General features: G+C 72.7%; 22 protein-coding genes. 14 read left to right on the top strand and 8 right to left on the bottom strand.

The features are described from left to right. The first annotated feature begins 114 nt into the window (after positions 1 to 114). The 6 genes from P8A18_RS13135 to P8A18_RS13110 all read left to right on the top strand — a co-directional run bounded on the left by P8A18_RS13135 (position 115) and on the right by P8A18_RS13110 (position 7,257). The gene (locus tag P8A18_RS13135) at positions 115 to 681 is read left to right on the top strand and encodes an RNA polymerase sigma factor (protein WP_018551980.1); all 567 of its coding nucleotides are present in this window, start codon (positions 115 to 117) and stop codon (positions 679 to 681) included. Next, positions 678 to 1,736 carry a hypothetical protein gene (locus P8A18_RS13130; protein WP_306054409.1) on the top strand — a complete coding sequence of 353 codons (1,059 nt, stop codon included), beginning with the start codon at positions 678 to 680 and terminating at the stop codon, positions 1,734 to 1,736. Before P8A18_RS13135 ends, P8A18_RS13130 begins: the two co-directional genes overlap by 4 nt. Positions 1,737 to 1,827: 91 nt before the next feature. Next, on the top strand, positions 1,828 to 3,066 hold the full coding sequence (locus P8A18_RS13125) for a sensor histidine kinase (protein ID WP_306054407.1): 1,239 nt from the start codon (positions 1,828 to 1,830) through the stop codon (positions 3,064 to 3,066). Further along, positions 3,063 to 3,737 carry a response regulator gene (locus tag P8A18_RS13120; RefSeq protein WP_306054404.1) on the top strand — a complete coding sequence of 225 codons (675 nt, stop codon included), beginning with the start codon at positions 3,063 to 3,065 and terminating at the stop codon, positions 3,735 to 3,737. The genes P8A18_RS13125 and P8A18_RS13120 overlap by 4 nt, the downstream gene beginning before the upstream one ends. A 140-nt stretch (positions 3,738 to 3,877) precedes the next feature. Continuing rightward, the gene (locus P8A18_RS13115; RefSeq protein WP_306054402.1) at positions 3,878 to 4,723 is read left to right on the top strand and encodes an ABC transporter ATP-binding protein; all 846 of its coding nucleotides are present in this window, start codon (positions 3,878 to 3,880) and stop codon (positions 4,721 to 4,723) included. Beyond that, a complete protein-coding gene (locus P8A18_RS13110; RefSeq protein ID WP_306054400.1) occupies positions 4,720 to 7,257 on the top strand; it encodes an ABC transporter permease in 2,538 nt (845 codons plus the stop codon). The genes P8A18_RS13115 and P8A18_RS13110 overlap by 4 nt, the downstream gene beginning before the upstream one ends. A gap of 118 nt (positions 7,258 to 7,375) precedes the next feature. Here P8A18_RS13110 and P8A18_RS13105 read toward each other — a convergent pair whose 3' ends face one another. From P8A18_RS13105 to P8A18_RS13090, 4 genes are all read right to left on the bottom strand, one after another. Further along, entirely contained in the window at positions 7,376 to 7,810 is a 435-nt protein-coding gene (locus tag P8A18_RS13105; RefSeq protein WP_306060873.1) for a DoxX family protein, read from the bottom strand. A 19-nt stretch (positions 7,811 to 7,829) separates the two neighbouring features. Next, the gene (locus P8A18_RS13100) at positions 7,830 to 9,587 is read right to left on the bottom strand and encodes a discoidin domain-containing protein (protein WP_306054398.1); all 1,758 of its coding nucleotides are present in this window, start codon (positions 9,585 to 9,587) and stop codon (positions 7,830 to 7,832) included. Between the two features lie 170 nt (positions 9,588 to 9,757). Beyond that, positions 9,758 to 10,831, bottom strand: coding sequence for a DUF1996 domain-containing protein (locus P8A18_RS13095; RefSeq protein WP_018551990.1), 1,074 nt, complete (start codon positions 10,829 to 10,831; stop codon positions 9,758 to 9,760). Between the two features lie 188 nt (positions 10,832 to 11,019). After that, positions 11,020 to 11,910, bottom strand: coding sequence for a LysR family transcriptional regulator (locus P8A18_RS13090; protein ID WP_306054395.1), 891 nt, complete (start codon positions 11,908 to 11,910; stop codon positions 11,020 to 11,022). 91 nt (positions 11,911 to 12,001) lie between these two features. Between P8A18_RS13090 and P8A18_RS13085 the strand changes: the two genes are divergently transcribed. Both P8A18_RS13085 and P8A18_RS13080 read left to right on the top strand, forming a co-directional pair. After that, on the top strand, positions 12,002 to 12,949 hold the full coding sequence (locus tag P8A18_RS13085) for an EamA family transporter (protein ID WP_306054393.1): 948 nt from the start codon (positions 12,002 to 12,004) through the stop codon (positions 12,947 to 12,949). After that, a complete protein-coding gene (locus tag P8A18_RS13080; RefSeq protein WP_306054391.1) occupies positions 12,946 to 13,578 on the top strand; it encodes an NAD(P)-dependent oxidoreductase in 633 nt (210 codons plus the stop codon). Before P8A18_RS13085 ends, P8A18_RS13080 begins: the two co-directional genes overlap by 4 nt. Here P8A18_RS13080 and P8A18_RS13075 read toward each other — a convergent pair. The 3 genes from P8A18_RS13075 to P8A18_RS13065 all read right to left on the bottom strand — a co-directional run bounded on the left by P8A18_RS13075 (position 13,572) and on the right by P8A18_RS13065 (position 17,651). After that, positions 13,572 to 14,093 carry an NUDIX hydrolase gene (locus tag P8A18_RS13075; protein ID WP_306054389.1) on the bottom strand — a complete coding sequence of 174 codons (522 nt, stop codon included), beginning with the start codon at positions 14,091 to 14,093 and terminating at the stop codon, positions 13,572 to 13,574. The two genes, P8A18_RS13080 and P8A18_RS13075, sit on opposite strands and share 7 nt — an antisense overlap. Continuing rightward, positions 14,090 to 15,736, bottom strand: a complete 1,647-nt coding sequence (locus P8A18_RS13070; protein WP_306054387.1) for a penicillin-binding transpeptidase domain-containing protein — start codon at positions 15,734 to 15,736, stop codon at positions 14,090 to 14,092. The genes P8A18_RS13075 and P8A18_RS13070 overlap by 4 nt, the downstream gene beginning before the upstream one ends. A gap of 136 nt (positions 15,737 to 15,872) precedes the next feature. Next, on the bottom strand, positions 15,873 to 17,651 hold the full coding sequence (locus tag P8A18_RS13065; RefSeq protein ID WP_306054385.1) for a dolichyl-phosphate-mannose--protein mannosyltransferase: 1,779 nt from the start codon (positions 17,649 to 17,651) through the stop codon (positions 15,873 to 15,875). Positions 17,652 to 17,704: 53 nt separating this feature from the next. Between P8A18_RS13065 and rsmI the strand changes: the two genes are divergently transcribed. The 5 genes from rsmI (at position 17,705) to P8A18_RS13040 (ending at position 22,482) form a co-directional block, all read left to right on the top strand. After that, a complete protein-coding gene (gene rsmI, locus P8A18_RS13060; RefSeq protein WP_306054383.1) occupies positions 17,705 to 18,601 on the top strand; it encodes a 16S rRNA (cytidine(1402)-2'-O)-methyltransferase in 897 nt (298 codons plus the stop codon). Positions 18,602 to 18,760: 159 nt separating this feature from the next. Continuing rightward, positions 18,761 to 19,147 carry a hypothetical protein gene (locus tag P8A18_RS13055; protein ID WP_306054381.1) on the top strand — a complete coding sequence of 129 codons (387 nt, stop codon included), beginning with the start codon at positions 18,761 to 18,763 and terminating at the stop codon, positions 19,145 to 19,147. Positions 19,148 to 19,204: 57 nt separating this feature from the next. Then, positions 19,205 to 20,071, top strand: coding sequence for a TatD family hydrolase (locus P8A18_RS13050; protein WP_306054380.1), 867 nt, complete (start codon positions 19,205 to 19,207; stop codon positions 20,069 to 20,071). A 651-nt stretch (positions 20,072 to 20,722) separates the two neighbouring features. After that, positions 20,723 to 21,592, top strand: a complete 870-nt coding sequence (gene rsmA / locus P8A18_RS13045) for a 16S rRNA (adenine(1518)-N(6)/adenine(1519)-N(6))-dimethyltransferase RsmA (RefSeq protein WP_306054378.1) — start codon at positions 20,723 to 20,725, stop codon at positions 21,590 to 21,592. Then, positions 21,589 to 22,482 (top strand): 4-(cytidine 5'-diphospho)-2-C-methyl-D-erythritol kinase, encoded by an 894-nt coding sequence (locus P8A18_RS13040; RefSeq protein ID WP_306054376.1) that lies wholly within the window; start codon positions 21,589 to 21,591, stop codon positions 22,480 to 22,482. Before rsmA ends, P8A18_RS13040 begins: the two co-directional genes overlap by 4 nt. A 4-nt stretch (positions 22,483 to 22,486) precedes the next feature. Here the strand turns inward: P8A18_RS13040 and P8A18_RS13035 are convergent, their stop codons facing one another. Beyond that, complete coding sequence (locus P8A18_RS13035) at positions 22,487 to 23,128, bottom strand: lipoprotein (RefSeq protein ID WP_306054374.1); 642 nt, start codon at positions 23,126 to 23,128, stop codon at positions 22,487 to 22,489. 117 nt (positions 23,129 to 23,245) lie between these two features. On the opposite strand from P8A18_RS13035, the gene P8A18_RS13030 reads away from it, so the two are divergent. Further along, the gene (locus tag P8A18_RS13030; RefSeq protein ID WP_306060871.1) at positions 23,246 to 25,066 is read left to right on the top strand and encodes an ABC-F family ATP-binding cassette domain-containing protein; all 1,821 of its coding nucleotides are present in this window, start codon (positions 23,246 to 23,248) and stop codon (positions 25,064 to 25,066) included. The last annotated feature ends 105 nt before the right edge of the window (positions 25,067 to 25,171 follow it).

Below are 25,171 nucleotides of genomic sequence, written 5' to 3'. Positions count from 1 at the left end.
CGGAGCGGCCCCGGCCGGGCGGCTCGCGCCCGTACCTCCTTTGCGAACGCTCACCCCGCCCGTGTGCAAGTACGGGGTGAGACCGCCACCCGGCGGGCTCGGACAGGAGACTCCATGGATCCGGACGAGGACCTGTTGGCTCGCTCCGCACGCGAGCCAACGGCATTCGAGCCGCTGGTCGCCCGGCACTCCCAGGCCCTGCACGGCTACCTCGTACGCCGCGCGCCGGCAGCCGCCGACGACCTGCTCTCCGAGGTGTGGCTCCAGGCGTACGCCCACCGCAAGACGTTCGACGCCGAGCGCGGCTCCGCCAGGGGCTGGCTGTTCGGCGTCGCAGGGAACGTACTGTCCCGGCACCGGCAGGCCGTGGCACGCGCCGCCGCCCGCGAACAGCGCCAGCACCCCGACGCCACGACAGCCGACCCCTGGCAGGCCGTCGACCAGCGCCTGGACGCCGCCTCCGTCGGCCCCGAGCTGCGCGAGAAGCTCGCCGAACTCCCCGAGAACGAGCGCGAGCTGCTGCTCCTCGTGGCGTGGGAGCAGCTGACCCCCGCCGAGGCCGCCGCCGCCGTCGGCGTCCCCGCCGGCACCGCACGTTCCCGTCTGCACCGGGCCCGTACCCGGCTGCGCGACGGACTTTCCAGAACCACCCGTACGACCCTGACGGGAGACTTCGCATGACGCACGAGAACCAGCACAAGGACCTCCTCGACTTCCCCGGCGCCGCCGCCCTGGAGCGCGCCGGCCGGACCGAACCGCTCGACCCGGCCGTCCAGGCACGGGCCCACTCACTGGTCCTGGGGGCCATCGCGGCGGACGCCACGGACACCCAGGAGACCGTCCGGGCCGAGGTCGTCAAGCCCCGCTTCGGCCGGAACCGGATGTTCGCCCTCGCCGCCGCGGTCGCGGCCATCGCGGTGGGCGCCGCGATCCTTCCGGTCACGGACATCGGCGGCGACGGACCGGCGGCCAGCGCGTCGGCGTCCGAGGTGTTCACCACCATGGCCAACCACTTCACCATCGCCGACCGCGTCAACAGCGAGTCGATCACAGAGCACCTCAAGGGCAAGTCGGCGACCGCCCCGTACTGGAAGACCAAGGTGACGGGGTGGGTGGAGGGTAACCACGCCTCCACCGACACCATCTACCTGAGCCGTAACTCGATGACCATCAAGAGCGAGGACGGGACGACCGCCGTCAAGAAGTTCGACTCGGAACGCGAGTGGGCCGTCGGCAAGGGCTGGGTGGACTGGGACCACCTCAAGAACCTGCCCGCCGAGCCGGACGCACTGCGCCGCGCACTTTCCGCCGGAGCCAAGGGGAGCGACGCCGCCGCGGAGCAGACCGTCCGGCAGGCCGGTGAGCTGCTGATCAGCGCGCCCATCACCAACAAGGTGCGAGCCGCGGTCTTCCGCGTCCTGGCGAAGACTCCCGGCGCCACGGTGAAGGAGGGCGTGAAGGACGCGGTCGGCCGCTCCGGCACCCGGATCACCTGGAAGTGGGACAAGCGCTTCACCGAGCAGAACCCGAAGGACTGGGGCTTCAGCCCGGCCACGGACGGGAAAAACCCCAAGGGCTACAAGCTGGAACCCGGCCCGATCCTCCGCCAGCACTGGATCGTCTCCCCGTCCGACGGCCGCATCCTGGAGGTCAACCACGACGAGCACGACAAGCCCGGCCACGTCGTCCGCCGCTCGACCTACCTGAGCGTGGGGCCGGCGAAGACCACGGACTGACACCCGGCCCGCCACCCGGCCTCCCGGCAGCGGACAGCCCCCGGGAGGCCGTTCGGCCGGCCCCCGCCGCGGTGCGCATACGCTGGTGAGCATGACCTCAGTGGAGGAGAAGCGCCCGCGCGCGCTGCTCGCGGGCGCTTCGCGGCGGTGGGTGCGGGCGCTGCCGTGGGCCGTGGCGTTCGTGCTGTGCGTCGCCCTGCTGCCCACCACCATCCAGGTCCTCACCGCCGACTACGGCCTGAACGGGGGCGTCGCCGGCGCGCTGGCCGTCGCCCAGGCCGCACCGCTGCTGCTCGCCGTCGTACGGCCGCTGCACGCCTGGTACGTGGTCTTCGCCGCCGACGTGGCGGGGGCGCTCGCCCTGCTCGCCGTCGACTTCGAGGAGCGGCTGCTGTGGCCGTTCCCGCCCATGGAGATCGTCGGGTACGTCGGCCTCTGCCTGGCCCTGGGCCTGCGCGAGCGGCGCCGGACGCTGCTGCTGGTGTGGCTGGCCACGGCGGTCGCGAACGTGGCCCTCGGGTTCGCCGCGCCCCACGGCTTCGGCGCCGGGGACCTGCTGTTCACCATCCTCGGGGGCGTGGCGCTCCTGCTGGGCGGTGCGCTGCGCGAGCGGTCCGAGGTTCAGCGCAGGCTGGCCGAGCAGGAGACGATCAGCGAGGCCGAGCGCGGCCGGCGCACGCTGCTGGAGGAGCGTGCCCGGATCGCCCGCGAACTGCACGACGTGGTGGCCCACCACATGTCCGTCATCACGGTGCAGGCGGACACCGCGGAGTACCGCCACGACGGGCTGCCGCCGCGGATGCGGGAGGAGTTCACCACCATCGCGGCCACCGCGCGCCAGTCGCTCGGCGAGATGCGCAGGCTCCTCGGCGTGCTGCGCAACGAGGAGGCGGACGGCGAACTCGTGCCCCAGCCGGGCCTGGCGCAGATCGGATCCCTGGCGGAGGCGACGGCGAGGGCCGGCGGGCCGGTGGAGTTCACCCCCTGCGACGCCGACGTGCCGGAAGCGGTGGGCCTGTCCGCATACCGGATCGTCCAGGAGGCCCTCGCGAACGTCGTACGGCACGCGCCGGGAGCACCCACGCGGGTCTCGCTGTCCGTGTCGCAACCCGAACCGCCGGCCGGCCCGCGGCTCACCGTCCTGGTCGTCAACGGCCCGCCGCCCGAGCCGCCCGCCGGGCCGCTCGAAGCGAGCGGTACCGGGCACGGGCTCGTCGGCATGCGCGAGCGGGTACGGATCATCGGCGGCACCCTCGACGCGGGGCCGCTCCCGGACGGCGGCTTCCGCGTCGCCGCCCGGCTTCCTCTGACCGGAACGGACACCACGTGACGACACGCGTCATCATCGTCGACGACCAGGCCATGGTGCGGGCGGGCTTCGCCGCGCTGCTGGCCGCCCAGAGCGACATCGACGTGGTGGGCGAGGCCCCCGACGGCGCGCAGGGCGTCGAGCTGAGCCGGCACACCCACCCCGATGTCGTGCTGATGGACGTCCGGATGCCCGGGATGAACGGCCTGGAGGCCGCACGCGACCTCCTGCACCCGCCGTCGGGCGTGACGCACCGGCCCCGCGTCCTGATGCTCACCACCTTCGACGTCGACGACTACGTCTACGAGGCGCTCCGGGCGGGCGCGAGCGGCTTCCTCCTCAAGGACGCGCCACCGGCCGACCTGATCGCGGCGGTCCGCGTCGTGGCCGCGGGCGACGCGCTGCTCGCCCCGTCCGTGACGCGCCGCCTCATCGCGGACTTCGTCAAGCAGCGCCCCGCCGCCCGGGGCAAGCCCGCGCAGCGGCTGAAGGGCCTGACGGAGCGCGAGACCGAGGTCCTCGCACTGGTGGCCCGCGGCCTGTCGAACGGCGAGATCGCGCGGACACTGGTGCTCGCCGAGCAGACGGTGAAGACCCACGTCAGCCGCGTCCTCACCAAGCTCGACCTGCGCGACCGCGCCCAGGCGGTGGTCTTCGCCTACGAATCGGGGCTGGTGGCCCCGGGCGAGTAGGCGGTGGGCGCTCGCCCGCTCTCCGCCACCCCCTACGGCCGTAGTACCGCCGGTTTGGCTCCCGGGTATGACGCCCGGCGCACAGCCTTCCCCGCACTCTTCATCCGTCGGAGAAGCGCACGTGTGAAGGAGACCGGAAAATGAGGCTACGCAGCGGCAAGCGGCAGAAGGCGGGCGACCGGCCACAGGCGGACAACCGGCCCGGGGGCCCGGCCGCCACGCCCGGCCTCGCCGTGGAACTGCGCGACGTCCGGCGGCACTACGGACGCGGGGCGGGCACGGTGCACGCCCTCGCGGGCATCGACCTGGCCCTGCCGCGCGGCACGTTCACCGCGGTCATGGGCCCGTCCGGGTCCGGAAAGTCGACCTTCCTGCAGTGCGCCGCCGGACTCGACCGGCCGTCGGCGGGATCGGTACGGCTCGGCGGTACGGAGATCACCGGCATGAGCGAGAACGAGCTCACCGAGCTGCGCCGCAGCCGCCTCGGCTTCGTCTTCCAGGCGTTCAACCTGCTGCCGTCGCTGACCGTGGAGCAGAACGTGCTGCTGCCGATGCGCCTGGCCGGGCAGCGCCAGGACCGGCACCGGGCGCAGGCGGTGCTCGCCCAGGTCGGGCTCGCGGACAAGGCGCGGCGCAGGCCGGCGGAGCTCTCCGGCGGCCAGCAGCAGCGCGTGGCCGTCGCCCGCGCCCTGATCACCGAACCGGACGTGATCTTCGCGGACGAGCCCACCGGCGCCCTCGACACCGGCACCGCCGCCGAGGTCCTCGGCCTGCTGCGCAACGCGGTGGACGCCCTCGGCGCCACCGTCGTCATGGTCACCCACGACCCGGCAGCGGCCGCCTGGGCCGACCGGGTGCTGTTCCTCGCCGACGGCGCCTTCGCCGGCCACGTCGAGCGGGGCTCGGCGGAGCGCATCGCGGCCGGGATGGCCGCGCTCACCTCCCGTACCGCCCGCGCCGGGGCGATGGCGGGGGCGGCGGCATGAGGCGCCCCAACGGACTCGCCCGCGAGGCCATCCGCTTCAAGCCCGCGTCCTTCGCGGGAACCTTCCTCGCGCTGCTCATGTCCGCACTGATCGTCTCGGCCTGCGGAATCCTGCTGGAAACCAGCCTGCGCGCCTCCGTGCCGCCCGAGCGGTACGCCGCCGCGCCGGTCGTCGCGGCGGCGGACCAGAACGAGTACGTCGTCACCGGCAGTGGCGAGGACCTGGAGAAGGAGGCGACGCCGCTGCCGGACACCGCACGGATGGACGCCGGGCTGGCGGCGAAGGCCGCCGAGGCACCGGGCGCGGCCGCCGCCGTCGCGGACTTCACCTTCCCGGTGCACGCGCCGGGCGCCGGCTCCGGCGCCCGCGAGCCGCACGTCCCGGGCGGTGTGCTCACCGCGCACGGATGGGGCGCGCACACCTTCACCGGCACCTCGCTGACCGACGGCTCCGCGCCCCGCGAGGGCGAGGTCGTGCTCGACGCGGGTACGGCCCGCGCCGCGCGGGCTGTTGTCGGCGACACCGTCGTACTGGAGACCGCCGCCGGGCGGCAGGACTTCCGCGTCGCCGGCGTCGCCGACGCCGGTCCCCGGGAAACCGCCCGGGACTCCGGCGAGGCGGGCGCCACGACCTGGTTCGCCGACGCCCAGGCCCCCACCCTCGCCGGGCACCCCGGCAAGGCCGACGCCGTCGTCGTGCTGGCGGAGAAGGGCACCGGCACCGACGCCCTCGCCGACGCCGTGAAGAAGGCCCTCGCCGGCTCCGGTGTCCTGGTCCACACGGGCGACGACCGGGGCGCCGTCGAGGACCCTGGCCTCGGGTACGCCAAGGTGACGCTCTTCGGGATCGGCGGCTCCTTCGGTGGCATCGCGGCCATCGTCGCCGTCTTCACCGCCGCCGGGACCGTGGCGCTCTCGGTCGGCCAGCGGGCCCGCTCCTTCGCCCTGCTGCGCGCCATCGGCGCCACCCCGCGGCAGGTCCGCCGCGCGGTCGCCTCCGAGGCGCTGCTCGTCGCGCCGCTCGCCGGGATCGTCGGCTGCCTGCCCGGCATCGGGCTCGCGCACTGGTGGTTCGGGCAGCTCCAGGACCGGGGCGCCGTCCCGCGCGCCGTGGACCTGCACGTCTCCGGGCTCCCGCTGCTCGCCGCCGTCGTCATGGGGCTGCTCACCGCGCTCGGCGCGGGCTGGACGGCCGGGCGCCGGCCCGCGAGGATCAAGCCGGGGCAGGCGCTGTCGGAGGCGTCGGTCGAGCGGCTGCGGCCCGGCCCGGTCCGCACCCTCCTCGGCGTCGCCGCCCTCGTCGGAGGCGCGATCCTCACCGGCGTGGCCGCCCGCTCCTCCGGAGACGACGCCGCCGGCGCCGCCCTCGGCGTGGTCATGCTCTTCATGCTCGCCGTCGGGCTGCTCGGCCCGCTGGTGGCCCGGCTGTGCGCGGGCCTGTTCGGGCTGCCGCTGCGCGGCGCGGGGCCGGCGGCCGGGCTCGCGGCCGCCAACTCCCGCGCCAACGCCCGCCGCCTCGCCTCCGCGATCACCCCGATCGTGCTCGCCGTGGCCTTCTCCTCGACCCTCGTGTTCATGCACACGAGCGAGAGCCACGCCGCCGACAAGCAGCTGCGCGCCGGCATCACCGCGGACCACGTGGTGACGGACCCGGCCGGGCTCCCGGTGGACGCGGCCGCCCGCGCGGCCCGCGCGCCGGGTGTCCAGGCAGCCGTCGGGCTGCTGAACACACAGGTGCTGGTGCCGACCGGCTCCGGCGAGTTCAAGTCGCTGCTGGGCGCGGCCACCCAGGGTGTCACCGGCTCCGGCGCCGAACTGGCGAAGGTGCAGGACCTGGACGTACGCGAGGGCAGCCTCGACCGCCTCGGCACGGGCCGTATCGCGATCGACCGCACCCTGGCGGCCTCGGCGGGCGCCGGTGTCGGCGACCGGCTCCCGCTCCACCTCCCCGACGGGACCGAGGCCGCCCCCGAGATCGTCGCGGTCTACGGCCGCGGGCTCGGCGTGGCCACGGTGACCATGGACCGGGCCTCCCTGGCCGGGCACGTCACCTCGGGCTTCGACAGCACACTGCTGGTACGGGGCGGCTCGGAGAAGTCGCTGGCCGCTCTGGGCCAGGTCACCGACGCCTCCGGCTACGCCACCGAGCAGAACCGCGACGCGAAGCTGGGCGCCTGGATGAACAACACCATGGCCGCGGTCCTCGGCGGGTTCGCCGCCGTCGCAGCGGTCAACACCCTGGTGATGACGGTCCTGGACCGCCGCCCCGAACTGGGCGCGCTGCGCCTCGTCGGCGCCACCCGGCGGCAGGTGATGACGATGCTCCGCTGGGAGGCCCTGCTGGTCTCCGCGGTGGGCCTGGTCCTCGGCTCCGCGATCGCCGCGGCCACGCTGATCCCGATGATGGACGGCGTGACCGGTGACGCGCCGTACGTGCCCCGGGCGATGTACGGGGCCCTCACCGCGGCCGTCGGCGGCCTGGCCCTGCTCGCGGTCGCGCTGCCGGCCAGGGGCGCGCTGCGCCGCCGGCCGTAGCGGAGCCGTACGGGGCGGGAGCCCGGGTGGTGCCGGCCCCGCCTCCGGACCGGCGGGGGAACGCCGAACGGCCTCCCGGGGGCAGTCCCGGGAGGCCGTTGGCGGCGTAACCGTTCCCTCAAACGGGGACGCCGAGATGGTGTTCCGGCCGCTCGTCCGAGGCCCGGCGGCCGGGCAGCAGACGGGCCGCCGACAGGGTGCCGGGGCCCGTGAAGACGAGCAGCAGCAGGGTCCAGCAGAACAGGACCGCCGCCTCGCCGCCGTTCTCGATGGGCAGGAGGGCCGCCCGCTGGTGCACGTCGAAGTACGCGAAGGCCATCGAGCCGGAGCCCAGGAACGCGGCCGTTCTCGTACCGGTGCCGAGTGCCACCAGGACACCGCCGGCCAGTTGGACGACGGCCGCGTACCAGCCGGGCCAGGCGCCCGCCGGTTCGGGCGCGCGGCCCAGGGCGCCGAAGAGCGAGGCGATCCCGTGGCAGGTGAACAGCAACCCGATGACGATACGGAACAGGCCGAGCACGTGGGGCCGGACGCGGTCCAGGTGAGTGATCATCATGAGTGCCGTCCTCCGGTCAGCTGTAGACGCCGAACTCGTAGAGCGAGTAGCCGTAACCCGAGCCGCGTTCCGTGCCGTTGATCCGGACGTAGCGTCCGGTCCCGTTGACGTCGAGGTCGTCGATGTCACCGTTGCCGTCCGTCACGGACTCGACCGTCGTCCAGTTCTGGCCGTCCTCGGACGTCTGGATCTCGTAGGACTTGGCGTACGCCGGGTCCCAGGCGAGCTGCACGTGCTTGAAGGCCGTGGACGTGCCCAGGTCGACCTGGAGCCACTGCGGGTCGCTCCAGTCACTGGCCCAGCGGGTGTCGAAACTGCCGTCCACCGCGTTGTCCGCGCCGCACGGGCAGCCGCCCGTCGGGTCCGTCTGGAAGGAGGAGGCGGTGGCGGGCCTGCCCTGGGCGACGTTCGTGCCGTCCACCTTCGGCGGGACCACCTTGAGGGACTTGGTCTCGATGCCCACGTTGCCGTGGCCGTCCGTGGCCTTCACGTAGACCTTGTAGACGCCCGTCTTGCCCGGGGCCTTCGCGGTCAGGGAGCCGTCGCCGTTGTCGGTGGTCCCGGCGGGGACGAGCGCCTTGTTCTCGTCGATGTAGTTGCTGCTGAAGAGGACCTGGTAGGTGATCGCGTCACCGTCGGGGTCGCTCGTGCGGGTGCTGATGTGCACGTCCGAGCCGGTCGGGACGCCTTCGGTGGCGTTGTCGACGGTCATGTCCGTGATCACCGGCGGGGTGTTGTCGCCGGAGGTGTCGGCGCCGTACGCCTTCTTCACCGCGTAGTACGAGAGCCGCTTCTCGCCGCCCGGCAGCAGGTTGAACCAGACACCGCCGAAGTCGTCCTCGACGCCGTAGTGGAACATCGTCGCGCCCAGGGCCACCCCCGTGTGACCGGTGACGCAGTCCCACGCCTTGGTGTATCCCTCGGCCTTCGCGGGGTCGGTGGGCTCGTCCGGTACGCCGTTGGCGTCGTCGTCCACCTCCCACTCACCGGCCGGCCCCGTCTCGGTGACGATGTACGGCTTGTCGTAACCGCCCTGCTCCCAGTCGGACTTGATGCCGCACACCGCGTCGTAGGCGTTCACGGCGTACAGGTCGAGGTCGGGGGCGTTCTTCTTGTAGTACGGCCAGGCGCCGGTCCAGGCGTCCGTGGAGGTGACCGGGTGGTTCGGGTCCACCTCGTGGATCTTCTTCGCGATGTCGTTGACGAAGGAGGTGTACGCGTCGCGCTGGGCCTCCAGCTCGTCGCCGCCGTAACAGTTCTGAAGGCCGAGCGTGGACTCGTTGCCGACGTTCCACATGAGGACGCCGGGGTTGTCCTTGTAGGTGTCGACCCACTTGGGGAACTCGGCGAGCATGTCGTTCTTGTACTGCGTGTCCGTCAGGTAGTTGACGCAGCCGCCGCTGCCGGGGCCGCCGCCGGGCTGGAGCCAGAAGCCGGCGATCACCTTGACGCCGTTGGCCGCCGCCGTGTCGAAGAGCGGCTTGCTGGTGGCGTCCGTGCCCCAGGTGCGGATGGTGTTGACGCCCATCGACGCCACATCGGGCAGGTACTTCTCGGCGTCGGCGACCGACGGCCCCCAGGTGAGGCCCTTGACGGTATACGGCGAACCGTCCACGGTCAGCTGCCAGTCGCCCTGCGAACCGGTGACCTTCACGACGTTGCCGGCCGCCTGGGCCGCCGGTGCCTGGAGGGCGAGCAGACCGCCGCCGAGCAGGGCGGCCGCCGCGACCGGTGCGACGAGGCGCCGAGCGGTACGGGTGGGGGGATGGTGCATGTGACTCTCCTTGCGAGTGGGGGGAGTTGGGGGGATGGAGGAACGAGTGGGGGGAAGGGGCGGCCGGGTAGGGCGGCCGGGTCGCGCGTGGTCCGGGGCCGATCTTGGAGAGCGCTCTCCGGCGCGGTCCGAAAAAAGGCCCCGGACGTGGGGGTGCGCGGGAGTGCCGGCTACGGCAGTTCGTAGTTCTCGTCGAGCACCGCGCCCTGGTCGGGGTGGTTCTCGTCGTAGCCGTGCGGGTCGCACTGGAGGCCGCCCTTGACGCAGTGGGTGACCATCGCGTCGAGCGTGGCGGCGTCCCAGCCGTTCATGAAGTCGTAGTGGAACGAGAAGCCGGCGCCGCTCGCCAGCTTCACCTGCGACATGTCACCGTTGACCGGCCAGGCCATCTTGAACTCGATCATCGGCAGTGCGACCGGGTGGTCGGCCGGGCAGGCGTTGTAGTTGTTGCCCGAGGCCACCGGGTAGGCCATGTGGCTCGTGTGGTCCGGCGTGTCCAGGTGGATGCCGTCCCAGCAACTCGGCGCCTGGAGACGCAGGTTGAGCTGCACGTCCTGGCGGTCGGGGCAGGTCGCCGGGAAGTCGTAGTTCTTGAACGAGTCACCGCACTCCCAGCCCTCGACGGTGCCCTTGAGGTTCTTGAACTCCTCCTGGCTCTGCATCGGGCTGCCGACGACGTACCGCAGGCCCTTGGGGAAGGGGCGGACGCTGGTGTAGTCGGTGACGCCCGACTTGTAGTAGATGGTCTGGACGCCGTCCGGGAGGATCTTCGTCTCCCCGTCGAACAGACTCGGCATCCAGTAGCCGGACTTGTCGCCGGGCGCCAGGCACGTGGTGTCCCCGGACTCCAGCGAGGCGGCGGTGGTGTAGGCGTCGGTCGTGGTGTTGCCCATGAATGTGTGGTCGTGGGACTTGCCGGGCTGGCCCGGGTAGACGATCGGGTCGTCCGGGGCGGTGTGCGTGGGGGCGCACTTGGCCTGGAACTCGTGGAAGTACGCCTGCGGCGGGACCGCCGTCGAGGGTACGACCCCGGTGACCGGCGGGTCGGCCATGATGTAGCCGTCCCCGTCCGGGTCGTCGCCCGAAGCCTTGGTGGACGCCTCCATGCCGGGCATCCCCGGCATGGAGTACGCGGCGTGCTCCGCGTGCGCGGAGGTGGCCGACGTGGTGGTTTCGGTGGATGCGTTCGCCGTCGCCGCGATCCCGGCGATGCCCGCCGTGGTCAGGCCGAGCGAGGTGAACAAGAGCAGTCCGGTGAGGGTTCTGGACCTCCGTGGCATGGAGAGACCTCCTGCTGCGTCGTGGGGGAGCGTGGAGTGGGAGAGCGTGGACCGGGCAACTGCGGGGATACTGCGAGGGTTTGGGAGAGCGCTCTCCCGCTGTGGAGTGTTCCGCTCCTGACAAGAGCGTGTCAATAGTTCGTGTCGTCACTTCACGAGTCGCGCCCCTCGTGTACGGGAATGCCGAGCGCCCCCAGGAACGCCGTGGCCGCCGGGGTGCGGCCCGAGCGGCTCCAGGCGGCGTGCTGTACGCGGGCCGGCGCGTCGGACACCTCGACGGCGACGATCCCGGGGAGCCGGTCGGCGTACGCCGGGGGCAGCATCGCCACCGCGAGGCCGGGGGCGACGAGGGCGGCGATGTAGTCGGCGGTGGTGACCTCGAAGGCGACGTCGCGGACGAGGCCGGCGGCCGAGAAGGCCTGGTCGGTCTGGGCGCGGCCGGCTGTTCCCGCCGGGAAGTCCACGAACACCTCCGAGGCGATCCTGCGCAGGTCCACGGCGGGCGCGCCGGCCAGTGGATGGCCCGGGGCGACCACGGCGACGAGCCGGTCGCGGCCGAGTTCGTGGAAGGCGAGGCCCCGGGGCGTCGCGGTGGCGGGCAGCCCGAGGAAGGCCACGTCGAGAGCCCCCTGACGGACCTGCTCGGCCAGTTCGTCGCTCGCGCCGACCCGCAGGCTGATCCGCACCTGCGGGTAGCGGCGGCGGAAGTCGCGCAGCGCCGCGGGGATGTCGACGGCGGTGACCGTCGGGATCAGGCCCACGGCGAGCCGTCCGCGCACCTCGCCCACCGCAGCGGCGACCTCGGCGGCGGCGCGTTCCGCGGCCTCCAGGCACTGGCGGGCGGCCGGGAGGAACGCCTCACCGGCCGGGGTGAGCCGCACCCGGCGGGTGGTGCGCTCGAAGAGCCGTGCGCCCAGCTCCCGTTCGAGCCGGCCGATCTGGTGGCTCAGGGCCGACTGCACGACGAGGCACTGCTCGGCGGCCCGGGTGAAGCTGTTCGTCTCGGCCACCGCGATCACGTAACGCATCTGCTGAAGCTCCATGGACTCATCGTGAATCCATCTCGGATCGAGATCAATGACGTGACAGACATGTGTTGGACTCATCAATGGTTCCCGCGTGAGACTTCGAGACATGACAAGACGACCCACGCGGAGGGCCCCCGGCGGGGCGGGCGGTCTCCGTTCCGGGACCCTGCCCCGCACCGCCCTGACCGCGCTCGCCCCGGCGGTGTGGGGGACCACCTACATCGTCACCACCGAGTTCCTGCCCGCCGGGCACCCCCTGTTCGCCGGACTCCTGCGCGCCCTGCCCGCCGGTCTGATCGCCCTCGCGTTCACCCGCACGCTGCCGCGCGGGGTCTGGTGGGGGAAGGCGGCGGTGCTCGGTGTGCTGAACATCGGCCTGTTCCTGCCGCTGCTGTTCATCGCCGCCGAACGTCTCCCGGGAGGCGTCGCCGCGACCCTGGGCGCCGCGCAGCCGCTCGTCGTCGCCGTGCTGGCGGTGGCGGTCCTGCGCCAACCTCTCTCCGCACGCCCGCTGTTGTGGGGCGTGACGGGAGTGGCCGGGGTCGGTCTCGTGGTGATCGGGCCCAGCGCGGCACTGGACACCACCGGAGTCGTCGCGGGCCTCGCCGGAGCCGTCACGATGGGCCTCGGCGTGACGCTCACCAAGCGGTGGGGGCGCCCCGAGGGGGTGGGCCCGCTCGCCTTCACCGGCTGGCAGCTCACCGCGGGCGGCCTGTTCCTGGCACCCCTGACCTTCCTGGCCGAGGGGGCGCCCCCGGCGATCGACGGCCGGGCCGCGCTGGGCTACCTCTGGCTGGGGCTGGTCGGCGGCCTGATCACCTTCGTCCTGTGGTTCCAGGGCATCGCCGCCCTGCCGGTGACCTCGGTGGCGGTCCTCGGGCTGCTCTCCCCGCTGGTCGCGGCCGGCCTGGGCGCGCTGGTGCTCGGCCAGACGCTGGGCCCGGTCCAGCTCGTGGGCTTCGCGCTCGCCCTGGCGTCGATCGTCGGGGGCCAGCTCCCGGGGCGCGCCCCTGTTGTCCTCCCCACTCCCGTACCGGAAAGGACTCCTCGATGAGGATCGCCGTCATCGGAGCCGCAGGCATGGCCGGCTCCCGCGTCGTCACCGAAGCCGCGGGCCGGGGCCACGCGCTCCTCGCGGTGTACCGCCGCAGCCGGCCGGACACCCTGCCACCCGGTGTCACCGCGACCGGGGGCGACGCGGACGACGCCGACGCCATGGCCGCTCTGTTCGAGGGCGTGGACGCGGTCGTGGCCGCGACCCGGCCCCCCGCCGGGCACGAGCACACGATCGCGGCGACCACGACGTCCCTGCTCGACGCGGCGGCCAGGACCGGTACGCGCATCCTCGTCGTCGGCGGCGCCGGGCCCCTGAAGGTCCCCGGCCGCCCCGCACAACTCGTCCTGGACAGCGCGGAGTACGTACCTCCGCAGTGGCGCACGGTCGCCGCCGCCAGCTCCGCGCAACTGGCCGCCTGCCGCGCGCACCCGGCCGACTGGGTCTACCTCAGCCCGCCCGCCGTACTGGAACCGGGCACCCGCACCGGCAGGTACCGCCGCGGCACCACCACCCTGCTCACCGCACCCGACGGCACCTCCCGGATATCGGCGGAGGACTTGGCGGTGGCGGTATTGGACGAGCTGGAAGTGCCGCGCGGGGAGCGGCACTTCACGGTGGGCTACTGAGCGCCGGCGGCCCGCAGGGCGGCGGCGGTCCTGTCGTGGACCAGGAAGTCGCCGGGGGCGCAGTTCTCCTTGAGCCGGGGCAGGTCCTCGGGCCCGAACCAGTCGTACGCGCTGTTCTTGGACCACTCGAGCGCGGGGTGGTCCAGATCGCCGTCGACGTCCACGAGGTAGTCCGCCTCCTGTCGCTCCCCGCGTCCGTCGTCGCCGGTCCAGGGGGCGTGGCCAAGGAACCGCCGGACCCGGCGAAGGCGCCACCCGGTCTCCTCGCCCACTTCCCGGGCGAGGGCGGCCAACAGGGTCTCGCCGGGCTCGACATGGCCGCCGACGAGGTCCCAGCAGCCGGGGAACAGCCGCCGGCCTGGTGCGCGCTTCTGGGCGAAGGCGCGGCCCCGGTGGTCGAGGATCACGGCGCCGACGGCCCACGTCTCGCCGTCGGCGGGGACGGGCACGCGGACGCCGGGGTCGACCAGGATGTGCGGGACCGGCGCCCCGGGCCCCTGGCCCGCCGGGCTCACGGCCCCGCCCGCAGGACCTCCGCGACGACCGGGCCCGCCGCGTCGCCGCCGTGGCCGCCGGACTGGACGAGGGCGGCTGCCGCGAGGTCGTTGCAGAAGCCGGCGAACCAGCTGTCGGACGTGGCGTGGCCGTCGACCTCCGCCGAGCCGGTCTTGGCGCCCTTGTCACCGCGCACGCCCGCCATGGCCTGGGTCGCGGTGCCCTCGCCGCTGGTCGCGGTGTAGCGCAGCATGTTCTTCAGCTGCGAGGACACCCCGGGCGGCAGCGGGCTCGCGGTGGCGAAGGTCCGGTTGTCGAGGTCCTTCGGGACGATGTAGGGCTGGAGGAACTGGCCCCTGACCGCGGTCGCGGTGACGGAGGCCATGTTCAGCGGGTTCATCTGGATCTTGCCCTGGCCGATGAACGAGGCGGCCGTCTCGGCGTCGGAGGACGTCGGCACCTCGCCGTCGACCGTCACCATGCCCGTCTGCCAGTTGAGGCCGATCCCGAAGTACTGCTTGGCCTCGGTGCCGAGGGCGGTGTCGCGCTTGTTGCCCAGGGGCAGCACCGGCTTGATGAACGCGGTGTTGCAGGACCTGGCGAACGCCCGCTTCAGCGTGGGGTTGTCCGTCATCGAGAAGTCGTCCAGGTTGTGGAAGACGACCCCCACCCAGGGCACGGTCGAGGGGCACTCGACGGGCGTGTTCTCGCCGCCCAGGCCGTTCTGGATGATCATCGCGGCGGTGATGATCTTCATCGTGGAACCGGGGGCAACCCGGCCCTGCCGGGCCGCGTCGAATGCGTCGTCCCGGTTGTTCGCGATGGCCCGGATCGCCCCCGTCGACGGCTCGACCGCCGCGACCGACGCCTGCGCGAACTTCTTCACGCCCCGCTCGGCCGCCGCCTGGATCTTCGCGTCCAGTGTGGTCTGCACCTGGCCCGGCTTGCCCTTGACCAGGGTCAGCAGCGTCCTGTCCGCGCCGTCGGCGTTCGCGCTGTTGATCCAGGTCTCGATGCCGGCGGTGCCACCGGCCTTCTCGCCGTACTTCTTGCGGAGCTCGTCCAGGATGCCGCCCAGCGACGGGTACTTCTCGGTACTGAGCACCTGGCCGTTGCGGTCGACCGCCTCGATCGCCGCGGAGGACGCCTCGCCCGTCTCCAGCGACTCGCCCTTCGCGAGGTCCGGGTGGATGACGGACGGCTCCCAGTCGACCAGCGCGTGCCCGGTCGTCAGTCCGCGGACCACGGTCAGCTTCGAGGCGTACGACCAGGGCTTGGACGTGCCCTGGTACGAGACGGTCGCCTTCACGGTGTACGGGACCGTCGAGCCGGTCGCCGCGCCCGGGGTGATGACCGCCTTGGTGACGTGGGCCGTCTCGCTGTAGCCGGCCAGGGCCGGTTCCGCGTCGCCCTTGTTGTTGGTGAGCTCCGCCGCGACCGCCGCGTCGCCCTTCGCCCACGCGGCGAGGAACTTCTCCGACGTCTCGGCGATCTCCTTCTCGGTGACCGGGCCGGTCCTCACCTCGGACGAGTCGGCGGCCGTACTCGTACCGCCGCCCCCGCCACCGAGCCCGTCCAGGACGTTGTACGCCCCGTACCCCACCCCGCCCAGCACGAGCGCGAACGCCCCGCCGACTATGCCTATCTTCGCTCCACTACGCATTCCCTGTCGTCCCCATCCCCCCGGAGCCCCCTCTTGAACGCGTTCAAGAGGGCTGTGCGGGGCACTTTACGGGACAGTAGCGACAAGGGACTTGGTTGTTATCGGAATGCGATGCGCTACGGCGTCAACAAGCGCCTCAAATCCAGGTATCCAGCCACATCCGGTCCCGCCAGGAATCCTCCGGAATGGGAGTTCCCGTGTACAGCGGCCAGAAATAGATGAAATTCCAGACAATCAACAGAACCAGCACACCGGCCGCCACCGCCCCCAGTGTCCGGCGCCGTTCGCCCGAGGGATCGGGTTTCGCCAGGCCCAGTTCGTACCGGGGCCCGGAGTCCGCCGCCGGGCCCAGCATCGCGCCGATCATCATCGCCACCGCGAGACACAGGAACGGCACGAACACCACCGCGTAGAAAAGGAAGATGGTGCGTTCCTGGTACAGGAACCACGGCACCCAGCCCGCGGCCACCCCGCAGGCGATCGCGCCCGCCCGCCAGTCGCGGCGGAAGATCCAGCGCCACAGCACGTACGCCAGGGCGAAACAGGCCGCCCACCACAGCAGCGGGGTGCCGATGGCCAGGACCTCGCGGGAGCACTTGCCGGTCGCCGACGCCGCGCAGCCGTTCTGCTCCTCGTAGAAGTACGAGACGGGCCGGCCCAGCACGATCCAGCTCCACGGATTGGACTGGTACGTGTGACCCGACGTCAGGTTCACATGGAAGTCGAACACCTGGTTCTCGTAGTGCCACAGGCTGCGCAGCCAGTCCGGCAGCCAGGTCCAGCCGCCGCCCCTGCCGTCGGTCGCCGCCCAGTCCCGGTAATAGCCGTGCCGGTCCGGACCGTCGCTGACGATCCAGCCCGTCCAGGACGCGAGGTACGTGAGGACCGCGACCGGCACCGTCGAGACGAACGCCGGCACCACATCCCGCCGCAGCACCGCCAGATACGGGCGCACCGCGCCGGCCGTGCGGCGCGCGCCCACATCCCACAACACCGTCATCAGGCAGAACGCGACCAGGATGAACAGCCCGTTCCACTTCGTACCGAAGGCCAGGCCCAGCGAGATCCCGGCGGCGATCCGCCACGGGCGCCAGCCCAGACGCAGCCTCTCCGCGACCCCGGCGTCCGGACGCAGCACACCCTCCGCGTCGACCGGCAGCGCTGCCGCGAGCCGCTGTCTGGACCAGTCGCGGTCGATCAGCAGACAGCCGAACGCGGCCAGCACGAAGAACATCAGCACCAGGTCGAGCAGCGCGGTGCGGCTCATCACGAAATGCAGCCCGTCCACCGCGAGCAGCAGCCCCGCCAGACAGCCCAGGAACGTCGAGCGGAACAGCCTGCGGCCGATCCGGCACAGCATCAGCACCGACAGCGTGCCGAGCACCGCGACCATGAACCGCCAGCCGAACGGCGTGAACCCGAACATCTGCTCACCGAGGCCGATGATCCACTTGCCGACCGGCGGGTGCACCACATAGCCCGGGTCCGTCGGCACCGGCACCTGCGACGGGTCATTCAGGATCAGCTTGTCGACGTCCTTCGGCCACGCCCCCTCGTACCCCTGGTTGATCAGCGCCCAGGAGTCCTTGGCGTAGTACGTCTCGTCGAATATCACCGCGTGCGGGCTGCCCAGCTTCCAGAACCGCAGCACACCCGCGACCAGCGCCACCAGCAGCGGCCCGCCCCACGCCGACCAGCGCACCACCCGATCCGCGAGCAGCGGGGGCACGCCGAGCACCGCCCACAGCTGGTACCCGGGCCGCGTGTACGGCGGAATCAGCCGCTCCCGCAGCCCGATCCCGGGACGCGGGTAATGGCCGAAGCGGCGGAGCCGCTGCTGCCAGGAAGTCGGCTCCGGGCCGTGCTGCTCCCCGGCGTCTTGGCCCTGCCGGGCTTCGGGCGCTGTACTCGTCACCGCGCCATCGTAGGGAACGCGACTGTGCGGGTCTCGCTGCCCGTGCTGGGAGGATGGGCGTTGTGACTGGAACGACTGGAACGCTCGTGCTCGCAGGGACCCCCATCGGCGACCTGGCGGACGCCCCGCCACGCCTCGCCGCCGAACTGGAGGCCGCCGACGTCATCGCCGCCGAGGACACCCGCAGGCTGCGCCGGCTGACCCAGGGACTCGGCGTCCACACCACGGGCCGCGTCGTCTCCTACTTCGAGGGCAACGAGACCGCCCGTACGCCCGAACTCGTCGAGGCGCTGGCCGGCGGCGCCCGGGTCCTGCTCGTCACGGACGCCGGCATGCCCTCCGTCTCCGACCCCGGTTACCGGCTCGTCGCCGCCGCCGTGGAACGCGACATCAAGGTCACCGCCGTCCCCGGCCCCTCCGCCGTGCTCACCGCGCTCGCCCTGTCCGCGCTGCCGGTGGACCGGTTCTGCTTCGAGGGCTTCCTGCCGCGCAAGGGCGGCGAACGCCTCTCCAAGCTCCGCGAGGTCGCCCGCGAGCCCCGCACGATGGTCTTCTTCGAGGCCCCCCACCGGCTCGACGACACCCTCGCCGCGATGGCCGAGGTCTTCGGCGCGGAGCGGCGGGCCGCCGTCTGCCGCGAGCTGACCAAGACGTACGAGGAGGTCAAGCGCGGCCCCCTGGCCGACCTCGCCGCCTGGTCGGCCGCCGAGCAGGTACGCGGTGAGATCACCGTCGTCGTGGAGGGCGTGGCCCCGGGGGGCGAGGAACTGGACGCCGAGGAGCTGGTACGCAGGGTGCGGGTGCGCGAGGAGGCGGGGGAGCGGCGCAAGGAGGCCATCGCCGCCGTCGCCGCCGACGCGGGGCTGCCCAAACGCGAGGTGTTCGACGCCGTCGTCGCGGCAAAGAATGCCGCCAGGACCGGCCATGCGGACGGTAAAGGACTATCGTGAAAAGCAAAGCGAGAGCCGCGTACCGGGCTGTTTCGCCACGACAAGGCCAAAACCGCTCCAATACTCGACAGGGCCCGGTGCGCTTCCGCCGGTAGAGGCGTCCACTGGAGCCAGGACGCATTCTCCGGAGTGCTTGTCCAGCGGACAAGAGGAGCAGGCATGAGCGACATAGCAACCACCGTGCACGAGGCCTACGCCTTCGCCTGCATGAGGTGCGGACACGGCTGGGAACAGTCCTACGAGATCGAGCACCACGTCGACGCCTCCCAGCACGCCTACGTGGTCTACAAGGCGGACGGCGAGCGGGTGCCCTCCCCCCTCTCCACCCCCACCTGCGCGAACTGCGGCGGGCACGTCGTACGGATCATGAGGGCCGGCCGGGTATCGACCGTCCAGCAGCTCCTGCGCAACCCGGACCGCACCCAGCCGGCGGCGGGGCCGCTGACCCCCGAGGAGCCGCGCGAGGAGCCCGTCGCCGCCACCGCGGCACCGGCCGCCGGCCACCACTGGCACCTCTCCGACCTTCTGCACCCCTTCCGCAAGTGAGCCGTGGGCCGTGTGCGGCCTGAACCCGTCCGCCGCGGTCCTCGTACGATCGTGGCCATGAGCCGTACCGAAGCCCCGCCGCTGCCCGAACCCCTCCGGGTTCCGGTCGCCGATTCGCACACCCACCTGGACATGCAGGACGGCACCGTCGAGGAGGGCCTCGCCAGGGCCGCCGCGGTCAACGTGACGACCGTGGTGCAGGTGGGGTGCGACGTGAAGGGGTCCCGCTGGGCCGCGGAGACCGCCGCCGCGCACCCGGGCGTGCACGCGGCGGTGGCCCTGCACCCCAACGAGGCGCCGCGCATCGTGCACGGTGATCGGGATGGGTGGTCGCGGCAGGGGGCCCGGGAGGGCGGTGGCGCCGCCGCCCTTCACGACGCCCTCGCCGAGATCGACGCACTGGCCGCGCTGCCGCATGTGCGCGGGGTCGGCGAGACCGGCCTCGACTACTTCCGTACCGGGCCCGAGGGCATGGCCGCCCAGGAGGAGTCCTTCCGCGCCCACATCGAGATCGCCAAACGCCACGGCAAGGCGCTCGTCATCCACGACCGCGAGGCCCACGCGGACGTCCTGCGCATCCTCGCGGACGCGGGGGCGCCGGAGCGGACCGTCTTCCACTGCTACTCCGGCGACGCGGAGATGGCGCGGGTGTGCGCCCGCGCCGGGTACTTCATGTCGTTCGCCGGCAACGTGACCTTCAAGAACGCCCAGCCGCTGCGCGACGCGCTGGCGGTGGCGCCGGTGGAGCTCGTCCTCGTCGAGACCGACGCGCCCTTCCTGACCCCGGCCCCCTTCCGGGGCCGCCCCAACGCGCCGTACCTGATCCCGGTCACGCTCCGGGCGATGGCGACGGTGAAGGGGCTGGAGGAGGACGAGCTGGCGGCGGCGGTGGCGGACAATACGGCGCGGGCGTTCGACTACTGAGCCGCCCCGGTCCGGGGTGCGGGGTTCCGTCCTCAATCGCCGGACGGGCTTGGGGGCGTCGTCGTCCGTGGGGTACGGGTCGCCCACCGTCCGGTGGGTGGGGGTGGGGTCCCTCCGGGCAGACTCCTCAAAAATGGCGTGTTCACCCGACGACGCGGAGGACCCCGGTCGTACGCCATTTTCTGCGGGGACTGCCCTGCACGCCCCCACCCGGACGCCTATGCGTCTGCGACAGTCGTCCCACCGGCGTGCAGACGCGTGGCGGCCGGTCCGGGGGCGTGCAGGGGAGTCCCCGCAGGACGACGAACAGATACCCGGGCACGGCTGCGTACCGGCGGAACGTTCGTCGTCTGAGGAGACGCCCCGGAGGGACCCCGGACCCCACCCTGGACGCGCAGGCGTGCTTTTGAGCCCGTCCGGCGCTTGAGGACGGAACCGATCGGCCCGGGACAGGCCAAACCCGCGGGGACCGACGCCCCACCCAAGCCGGTCCGGCGCTTGAGGACGGAACCCTCCGCCCCGGACCGGGGCAAACCCGCGGGGGCCGGCGCCCCACTCAAGCCCGTCCGGCGATTGAGGACGGAGCCCTCCGCCCCGGACCGGGGCAAGCAACGGCACAGGCCCCCGCCCGGAGGGCCGTACGCTGAGTACGTGAGCACAGAGCCCGACGCCCTCCTGGGCCCCGCAGACATCCGTGAGCTGGCCGCGACCCTGGGCGTACGTCCCACCAAGCAGCGCGGCCAGAACTTCGTCATCGACGCCAACACGGTCCGCCGGATCGTGCGGACGGCGGGGGTGCGGCCGGACGACGTGGTGGTCGAGGTCGGGCCGGGGCTCGGCTCGCTGACCCTCGCGCTGCTGGAGGCCGCCGACCGCGTCGTCGCCGTCGAGATCGACGACGTGCTCGCCGCCGCCCTGCCGGCCACCGTCGCCGCCCGGATGCCCGGCCGCGCCGACCGGTTCGCGCTGGTGCACTCGGACGCGATGCTCGTACGGGAGCTGCCGGGCCCGCCGCCCACCGCGCTCGTCGCCAACCTCCCGTACAACGTCGCCGTGCCCGTCCTGCTCACCGTGCTGGACCGCTTCCCGAGCATCGAGCGGACGCTCGTCATGGTGCAGGCGGAGGTCGCCGACCGGCTGGCCGCCCGGCCGGGGAACAAGGTGTACGGCGTGCCGTCGGTGAAGGCGAGCTGGTACACGGACGTCAAGCGCGCCGGCTCCATCGGCCGCAAGGTGTTCTGGCCCGCGCCCAACGTCGACTCCGGGCTCGTCTCGCTGGTGCGCCGCACCGAACCCGTGGCGACGACCGCGAGCAAGGAAGAAGTCTTCGCGGTCGTGGACGCGGCGTTCGCCCAGCGCCGCAAGACGCTGCGCGCGGCCCTGGCCGGCTGGGCCGGCTCCGCGCCGGCCGCCGAGGCCGCCCTGCTCGCCGCGGGCATCTCGCCGCAGGAGCGCGGCGAGTCACTGACGGTCGAGGAGTTCGCCGCCGTCGCCGAGAACAAGCCCGGGAGCGCGGGATGAGTGTCACCGTACGGGTCCCCGCCAAGGTCAACGTCCAGCTCGCGGTCGGTGCCGCGCGCCCGGACGGCTTCCACGACCTGGCGAACGTCTTCCTCGCCGTCGGCCTGTACGACGAGGTCACCGTGACGCCCGCCGAATCGCTGCGGATCACCTGCTCGGGGCCGGACGCGGCGCAGGTCCCGCTGGACGCGTCCAACCTGGCCGCGCGGGCCGCGACAGCTCTCGCGGCGCTCCACGGCATCGCGCCGGACGTGCACATCCACATCGACAAGGACATCCCCGTCGCGGGCGGCATGGCGGGCGGCAGCGCGGACGGGGCCGGCGCCCTGCTGGCCTGCGACGCGCTGTGGGGGACCGGCGCGAGCCGGGACGAGCTGCTCGGGCTCTGCGCCGAGCTGGGCAGCGACGTGCCGTTCAGCCTCGTCGGCGGCGCCGCCCTCGGCACCGGGCGGGGTGAGCGGCTGAGCCCGGTCGAGGTGGGCGGCGCGTTCCACTGGGTGTTCGCGGTCGCCGACGGCGGGCTGTCCACGCCCGCGGTCTACCGCGAGTTCGACCGGCTGACGGCCGGGACCCGGGTCCCCGGGCCCGTCGCCTCGGATGCCCTCCTGGACGCGCTGCGGACCGGCGACGCGAAGGCCCTGGCCGGCGCCCTGAGCAACGACCTCCAGGCCCCCGCCCTGTCGCTGCGCCCCTCGCTGGCGGACACCCTGGCCGCGGGCACCGAGGCGGGCGCCCTGGCCGCGCTGGTCTCCGGCTCGGGGCCGACCACCGCGTTCCTGGCCGAGGACGCGGCGGCGGCCCGCGAGGTGGCCGCCGCGCTGACCGCGTCGGGCACCTGCCGCACCGCCCGCACGGCGGCGTCCCCGGCCCCGGGTGCGACGGTCCTGTAGGCGGTCAGCCCACCCGTACCGTCCGCTTCGCCAGTTCGTACGCCGGCAGCATGCCCTTGTGCTCGTAGGCGTCGAATCCGCCCAGCTGGACGACGACCGGACCTTCGGGCGTGGCGACGGCGAAGGCGCGGGCGGGGCGGGACTCCTCCACGAGCTTGCTGTGGAGGGTGTAGGACACCTCGGCCGCGGTCGTCTTCCCGGCCGCGGCCTTCGTGTAACTGATCTTCGAGGCGTTCTTCTCGGCTCCGACGAAGCCCTCCAGCGTCTCGCGCGGCGAGGCGTCCTTGTTCTTCCCCTGCCACACCCGCAGGAACCCGATGTGCCCGGCCGGCTTGGCGTCGATCTCGCAGACCATGGTGACCGGGCCCTGGGTGGCGAGCCCGGCGAAGTCCGAGTCCGGCTCGATCGGGGCGACGGCCTTCGCCTTCCACAGCTTCGCCAGGTCGAACGTCACCGGCAGCTCGCAGCCGGAACCGGGGCCTCCGACGGTGCCGCCCCCGGCCGCCGTCTTCACGGCCGGAGCCCCGGCGGACTTCTCCGCCTTCGCTCCGCCGTCGGTGTCCGGATCGGATGAGCAGCCGGTCAGCACGGCCGCGGCCAGCAGTGCGGGTACCAGCCCGCGAACGGTACGACGCGTCATGAACATCCCCACCCCTTGATCGTTTGCGCGCAACGTACACCGGGCCGGGCGGGCGCTCGTACCGAGGTCCGCGCCGTGGCGACTACGCTGAAGGCCGGAGTTTTCCTCAATGCTGGAGCGTTCGTGGCCGTCAACCTCGTCAATGTCGAGCAGGTCAGCAAGGTGTACGGCACCCGTGCCCTGCTCGACGGTGTGTCCCTCGGCGTCTCCGAGGGCGACCGGATCGGTGTCGTCGGCCGCAACGGCGACGGCAAGACGACCCTGATCCGGATGCTGGCCAGGCTGGAGGAGGCGGACAGCGGCCGCGTCACCCACAACGGCGGGCTGCGTCTCGGCGTGCTGACCCAGCACGACTCCCTCGACCCGGAGGCCACGGTCCGCCACGAGGTCATCGGGGACCTCGCCGACCACGAGTGGGCGGGCAGCGCCAAGATCCGTGACGTGCTCACCGGCCTCTTCGGCGGGCTCGACCTGCCCGGCTTCGAGCACGGCCTGGACACCGTCATCGCCCCGCTCTCCGGCGGTGAGCGCCGCCGGATCGCCCTCGCCAAGCTCCTGATCGCCGAGCAGGACCTGATCGTCCTCGACGAGCCGACCAACCACCTGGACGTCGAGGGCATCTCCTGGCTCGCCGGCCATCTGCGGGCCCGCCGCTCGGCCCTGGTCTGCGTCACCCACGACCGCTGGTTCCTGGACCAGGTCTGCACCCGCATGTGGGACGTCCAGCGGGGCACGGTCCACGAGTACGAGGGCGGCTACAGCGACTACGTGTTCGCCCGCGCCGAGCGGGAGCGGATCGCCGCGACCGAGGAGACCAAGCGGCAGAACCTGATGCGCAAGGAGCTGGCCTGGCTGCGGCGCGGCGCCCCCGCCCGTACCTCCAAGCCGCGCTACCGCATCGAGGCAGCCAACGAGCTGATCGCCGACGTGCCGCCGCCGCGCGACACCAGCGAGCTGATGAAGTTCGCCAACGCCCGGCTCGGCAAGACGGTCTTCGACCTGGAGGACGTGACCGTCCAGGCGGGCCCCAAGACCCTGCTCACGCACCTCACCTGGCAGCTCGGCCCCGGCGACCGGATCGGCCTGGTCGGGGTGAACGGCGCGGGCAAGACCTCGCTGCTGCGGGCGCTCGCGGAGGCGGCCCGTACCCAGGGCGAGGAGCAGCCCGCCGCCGGGAAGATCGTCGTCGGCAGGACCGTCAGGCTCGCCTACCTCTCCCAGGAGGTCCACGAGCTGAAGCCGAGCCTGCGGGTGCTGGAGGCGGTCCAGCAGGTCCGCGACCGGGTCGACCTCGGCAAGGGGCGGGAGATGACCGCCGGGCAGCTCTGCGAGAAGTTCGGCTTCACCAAGGAGAAGCAGTGGACGCCGGTCGGTGACCTCTCCGGTGGTGAGCGGCGCCGGCTCCAGATCCTGCGCCTGCTGATGGACGAGCCCAACGTCCTGTTCCTCGACGAGCCGACCAACGACCTCGACATCGAGACCCTGACCCAGCTGGAGGACCTGCTCGACGGCTGGCCGGGCTCCATGATCGTGATCTCCCACGACCGGTTCTTCATCGAGCGCACCACGGACCGTGTGATGGCCCTGCTCGGGGACAGGTCGCTGCGGATGCTGCCGCGCGGCATCGACGAGTACCTGGAGCGCAGGCAGCGCCAGGCCGAGACCGCGACGCCCGCCACGCCTTCCGTACCCCGCGAGCGGACGGCCGAGGCCCCGGCACCCGCGGTCTCCGCGCAGGCGGCCCGCGCGGCCAAGAAGGAGCTGCAGAAGGTCGAGCGGCAGCTCGACAAGATGTCGACCCGCGAGACGACCCTGCACGCCCAGATCGCCGAGCACGCCACCGACTTCGAGAAGGTCGCGAAGCTGGACGCCGAGCTGCGCGAACTGGTCGCGGAACGCGATGTGCTGGAGATGCGCTGGCTCGAACTCGCCGAGGACGCCTGAGCGTCGGCCGGTTCGCTGTCGCAACCGAGCCGCGACAGGTGTGACTGCTGGGGCTTGTGAAGCGGGTGGTAGAAAGAAGCCTTGCCCGGTGCGGGGGATGACCGT

This window comes from Streptomyces sp. Mut1 (assembly GCF_030719295.1).
In the GTDB taxonomy this organism is placed as follows: domain Bacteria; phylum Actinomycetota; class Actinomycetes; order Streptomycetales; family Streptomycetaceae; genus Streptomyces; species Streptomyces castrisilvae.
The sequence above is the reverse complement of the archived record's forward strand: the minus strand, read 5'-3'. Positions and strand labels throughout refer to the sequence as shown.